This window comes from Streptomyces sp. NPDC104581 (assembly GCF_055583685.1).
Genome location: NZ_JBVJNN010000015.1, coordinates 146,300 through 151,079, shown reverse-complemented (window position 1 = coordinate 151,079; position 4,780 = coordinate 146,300). Strand labels below are relative to the sequence as shown.

Genomic DNA, 4,780 nt, shown 5'->3' with positions numbered 1-4,780 from the left:
CACCGGCACCCCACCCCGGCCCGCAGGGACAGCACCCCCACCCCGGCCCACAGGGGCGGCACCCGGCAACCGGCCCGCACGGGCAGCACCCCGGCCCCGGAAGCAGGCCCGGGCGCCAGCCCGCACCACCCCAGCCCGGCCGGCGATTGAGGCCGAACCCCGGCCCGCCACCCCACCGGCACCCCGCAACCAGCACCCCGCACACGCAAACGCTAGCGCCGCGCAACCCCCTCCGCCCGCGCCGCCGCCGCCACCGCGGACGTCACCGCCGGCGCCACCCGCTCGTCGAACGGCGACGGGATCACGTACTCCGCCGACAGCTCGTCACCGACCACATCGGCCAGCGCGAGCGCCGCCGCGATCTTCATGCCCTCCGTGATGCGCGACGCCCGCACCTGGAGCGCGCCCGCGAAGATCCCCGGGAACGCCAGCACGTTGTTGATCTGGTTCGGGTAGTCGCTGCGACCGGTCGCCACCACCGCCGCGTACTGGTGCGCGATGTCCGGGTGGACCTCCGGGTTCGGGTTGGCCATGGCGAAGACGAACGACTCCGCCGCCATCGAGGCGATCGCCGGCTCCGGGACCGTACCGCCCGAGACGCCGATGAACACGTCCGCGCCCGCGAGCGCGGCCTCCAGCGAGCCGGAGAGCCCCGCGCGGTTCGTGAGCGCGGCCAGCTCGCGCTTGACGTCGGTCAGATCGTCGCGGTCGGGGCTGACGACGCCCTTGCGGTCGGCGACCGCCACGTCGCCGATCCCCGCCTCCAGCAGGAACTTGGCGATGGCGACGCCCGCCGCGCCCGCCCCGGAGATGACCGCGCGCAGCTCCCCGAGCGTGCGCCCGGTGAGCTTGGCCGCGTTGCGCAGCGCCGCGAGCGTGACGACGGCCGTGCCGTGCTGGTCGTCGTGGAAGACGGGGATGTCGAGCCGCTCCTGGAGCCGGCGCTCGATCTCGAAGCAGCGGGGCGCCGAGATGTCCTCCAGGTTGACCCCGCCGAAGGACGGCGCGAGCCGCACGACGGTGTCGATGATCTCGTCGGTGTCGGTGGTGGCCAGCGCCAGCGGCACCGCGTCGACGCCGCCGAACTGCTTGAACAGGATCGCCTTGCCCTCCATCACGGGGAGCGACGCCTCGGGTCCGATGTCCCCGAGTCCGAGGACCGCGGTCCCGTCCGTCACGACGGCGACGACCTGCGACTTCCAGGTGTAGTCGTGGACCAGTTCCGGGTTCTCGGCGATCGCCGTGCACACCTTGGCGACACCGGGCGTGTAGGCGAGTGACAGGTCGTCCTTGTCCCGGACGGGCACCGTGGACCGGACGGCCATCTTCCCGCCCCGGTGGAGCGCGAACGCCGGATCGAAGGGCTCGTCGGCCGCGCTTTCGCTGTCGCTCTCACTGCGAGGGTTCACGATCTCGGCTGCCATGTTGTTGACCCCTTAAGTCTCTTCATCAGTTGAGGGTGTCCACTCCTGGGTTACGGAGGGGTGGGCGGGCACCGCGTACCGGACCTGTTGCCGGCGGTTGCGACGCCGGACAGGAGGATGTGCGTACGCGCGGGCGCGCCGCACACGCGCCCTGAGCCCCGGATGAGGGGTGTAGCTGTCCTTCATACCGGACGGGCCGGACGTCCGCGTCTCCTTCTACAAGCGGTGACATGACTCATAGCGGAGTTTCGGGACACTTGCGCCGCACGACACGAAACCGCCCGGAAAGCCGGGACGGGACGGAGATCGTCCGGCCGGAAGAAGGCATTCCCGCAGATGGTCCGGTCTTGATGTGCCGGTCCGCTGGGAGACGGGGGTCACCCGTTATCCGATTTTGACATGACGGGCCCCCTGATCGGACCAGTCCGAATGGCAAGATGCCCTAATCAATCACACACGGTCGCGACACTCGATGGCGCGTGCCCACCGCGTGGTAAGTCCCTCGTCCGCCGGAGGAACCTCATCATGACCGCCAGCTTCACCAGTCGTACCACCGCCGGGAAGTCCCGGATCGCCGCGGTCGGCGCGATCGCGGTCGCCGGGTCGCTCCTGCTGACCGCCTGCGGCGACCAGACCGACAGCGGGAAGAAGGACTCCCCCGAGACCACGAAGAGCGCCCCGCTGGCCGATCAGCTGCCGAAGGCGATCGCGGACAAGGGCGTCATCCGGGTGGGCTCCGACATCGCCTACCCGCCGGTCGAGTTCAAGGACGACGCCGGCAAGACGATCGGCATCGACCCCGACATCGCCGACGCGCTCGGCAAGCAGCTCGGTGTGAAGTTCGAGTTCCAGAACGGCACGTTCGACACTCTCCTCACGGGTCTGCGCTCCAACCGCTACGACATAGCCATGTCGGCCATGACCGACACCAAGGACCGCCAGGAGGGTGTCGACTCCGAGACCGGCAAGAAGGTCGGCGAGGGCGTCGACTTCGTCGACTACTTCACCGCCGGTGTCTCGATCTACACCAAGAAGGGCGACGACAAGGGCATCGCGAGCTGGTCGGACCTGTGCGGCAAGAAGATGGTCGTCCAGCGCGGCACCGTCTCGCACGACCTGGCCAAGGCCGAGTCGAAGAAGTGCACGGACGACGGCGGCAAGGCCATCGGGATCCAGGCGTTCGACAACGACCAGCTCGCCCAGACCCGGCTGCGCGCCGGTGGCGCCGACGCCGGTTCGTCGGACTTCCCGGTCGCGGCGTACGCGGTGAAGACCTCGGGCGGCGGAAACGACTTCCAGCTCGTCGGTGAGCAGATCGAGGCCGCCCCGTACGGCATCGCGGTCGCCAAGGGCAACGACGAGCTGAGCAAGGCGATCCAGGCCGCGCTCGACGCGATCATCGAGAACGGCGAGTACGACAAGATCATCGCGAAGTGGGGCGTCGACGCCGGCGCGGTCAAGGAAGCCACGATCAACGCCGGCACCTGATCCGCCCGGCTCCGAAAGGCAGCACCGTGTCTGTTGACATATCGAAGTCGGACGGCCCGTCCGACGCCCCGCCGGCGGGATCCGCCGGGCCGGAGGCCATCAAGGCCATCCCGGTCCGGCACTACGGGCGGTACGTGAGCGCCGTCGTCGCCGTCGCGCTGCTCGCGACGATCGTCTACGCGTTCTCCCAGGGAAAGATCAACTGGGGCGCCGTACCGGACTACTTCTTCGACGACCGCATCCTCAAGGGTGTCGGCCAGACGATGATCCTCACGATCCTGTCGATGGCCATCGGCGTGGTCGGCGGCATCGTCCTGGCGGTGATGCGGCTGTCGAAGAACCCGGTGATGTCGTCCATCGCGTGGTCGTACATCTGGTTCTTCCGCGGCACGCCGGTCCTCGTCCAGCTCATGGTCTGGTTCAACCTGGGTCTGGTCTTCGAGTACATCAACCTCGGGCCGATCTACAAGGACTACTGGGCCAGCTTCATGACGCCGTTCCTGACGGCGCTGCTGGGTCTCGGTCTCAACGAGGCCGCGTACATGGCGGAGATCTGCCGCGCCGGTCTGCTCTCGGTCGACGAGGGGCAGACGGAGGCGTCGCACGCGCTGGGCATGAGCCACGCCAAGACGCTGCGCCGCATCGTGATCCCGCAGGCGATGCGGGTGATCGTGCCACCGACCGGCAACGAAGTCATCAACATGCTGAAGACGACGTCGCTGGTGGCGACCGTGCAGTTCTACGAGTTGCTGAGATACGCGCAGGACATCGGGCAGACGTCCGGCGCCCCGGTCGAGATGCTGTTCCTCGCCGCGGCCTGGTACCTGCTCATGACCTCGGTCCTGAGCGTCGGTCAGTACTACCTGGAGCGGCACTACGCGCGCGGCTCTCTGCGCACCCTGCCGCAGACGCCGTTGCAGAAGATCAGGGCCAATCTGCTCTCCCTGGGCCGCCCGAACGGAGGCACCGCATGACCGCCATCGCGAAGACGACGAACGGCGCGACCGCGATGGTGAAGGCCGAGGCCGTACACAAGTCGTTCGGCGCCGCGCACGTCCTGAAGGGAATCGACCTGGAGGTCGCGCCGCGCGAGGTCTTCTGTCTGATCGGGCCCTCGGGGTCCGGCAAGTCGACCTTCCTGCGGTGCATCAACCATCTGGAGCAGGTCAACGCCGGACGGCTGTACGTCGACGGCGAGCTGGTCGGCTACCGCCAGAAGGGCGACAAGCTGTACGAGCTTCGGGACTCGGAAGTGGCCCTGAAGCGCCGGGACATCGGCATGGTCTTCCAGCGCTTCAACCTCTTCCCGCACATGACGGCCATCGAGAACATCATGGAGGCACCGATGCAGGTGCGCCGTGAGCCGAAGGCCGTCGCCAGGGAGCGGGCCAGGAAGCTGCTGGACCGGGTGGGCCTGGCCGACCGGGCCGACGGCTATCCGTCCCAGCTCTCCGGCGGCCAGCAGCAGCGGGTGGCGATCGCCCGCGCGCTGGCGATGGAGCCGAAGCTGATGCTCTTCGACGAGCCGACGTCGGCGCTCGACCCGGAGCTGGTCGGCGATGTCCTGGACGTGATGCGCGACCTCGCCGAGGACGGCATGACGATGGTCGTCGTGACCCACGAGATGGGCTTCGCCCGTGAGGTCGGCGACGCGCTGGTCTTCATGGACGACGGGGTGGTCGTGGAGTCGGGCCATCCGCGCGAGGTCCTGACGAACCCTCAGCACGAGCGGACGAAGTCGTTCCTGTCGAAGGTCCTGTAGCCACGGGGGCGGGGGGGGGGGGGGGGGGGGGGGGGGGGGGGGGGGGGGGGGGGGGGAGGGGGTGGGGGGGGGGAGGGGGGGGGGGGGGGGGAGGGGGGGGGGAGGA

4 protein-coding genes are annotated in these 4,780 nt (G+C 69.2%); 3 read left to right on the top strand and 1 reads right to left on the bottom strand.

What is annotated here, in order from left to right:
* Positions 1–212 precede the first annotated feature (212 nt).
* A complete protein-coding gene (locus ACZ61E_RS15330) occupies positions 213–1,424 on the bottom strand; it encodes an NAD(P)-dependent malic enzyme (protein ID WP_469700110.1) in 1,212 nt (403 codons plus the stop codon).
* 525 nt (positions 1,425–1,949) lie between these two features.
* Here ACZ61E_RS15330 and ACZ61E_RS15325 point away from each other — a divergent pair.
* From ACZ61E_RS15325 to ACZ61E_RS15315, 3 genes are read left to right on the top strand one after another with little or no spacing between them, the layout of a single operon-like run.
* Entirely contained in the window at positions 1,950–2,912 is a 963-nt protein-coding gene (locus tag ACZ61E_RS15325; protein ID WP_469700109.1) for an ABC transporter substrate-binding protein, read from the top strand.
* A 26-nt stretch (positions 2,913–2,938) separates the two neighbouring features.
* A complete protein-coding gene (locus ACZ61E_RS15320) occupies positions 2,939–3,886 on the top strand; it encodes an amino acid ABC transporter permease (RefSeq protein WP_469700108.1) in 948 nt (315 codons plus the stop codon).
* Positions 3,883–4,674: an amino acid ABC transporter ATP-binding protein gene (locus tag ACZ61E_RS15315; RefSeq protein ID WP_383845300.1), complete on the top strand. Its 792-nt coding sequence runs from the start codon at positions 3,883–3,885 to the stop codon at positions 4,672–4,674. The genes ACZ61E_RS15320 and ACZ61E_RS15315 overlap by 4 nt, the downstream gene beginning before the upstream one ends.
* Positions 4,675–4,780 lie beyond the last annotated feature (106 nt).

What these genes read in the sequence shown, in the direction of transcription:
- ACZ61E_RS15330 (WP_469700110.1), bottom strand. Translation starts at nt 1,424, where the DNA reads ATGGCAGCCGAGATCGTGAACCCTCGCAGTGAGAGCGACAGCGAAAGC.
- ACZ61E_RS15325 (WP_469700109.1), top strand. Translation starts at nt 1,950, where the DNA reads ATGACCGCCAGCTTCACCAGTCGTACCACCGCCGGGAAGTCCCGGATC.
- ACZ61E_RS15315 (WP_383845300.1), top strand. Translation starts at nt 3,883, where the DNA reads ATGACCGCCATCGCGAAGACGACGAACGGCGCGACCGCGATGGTGAAG.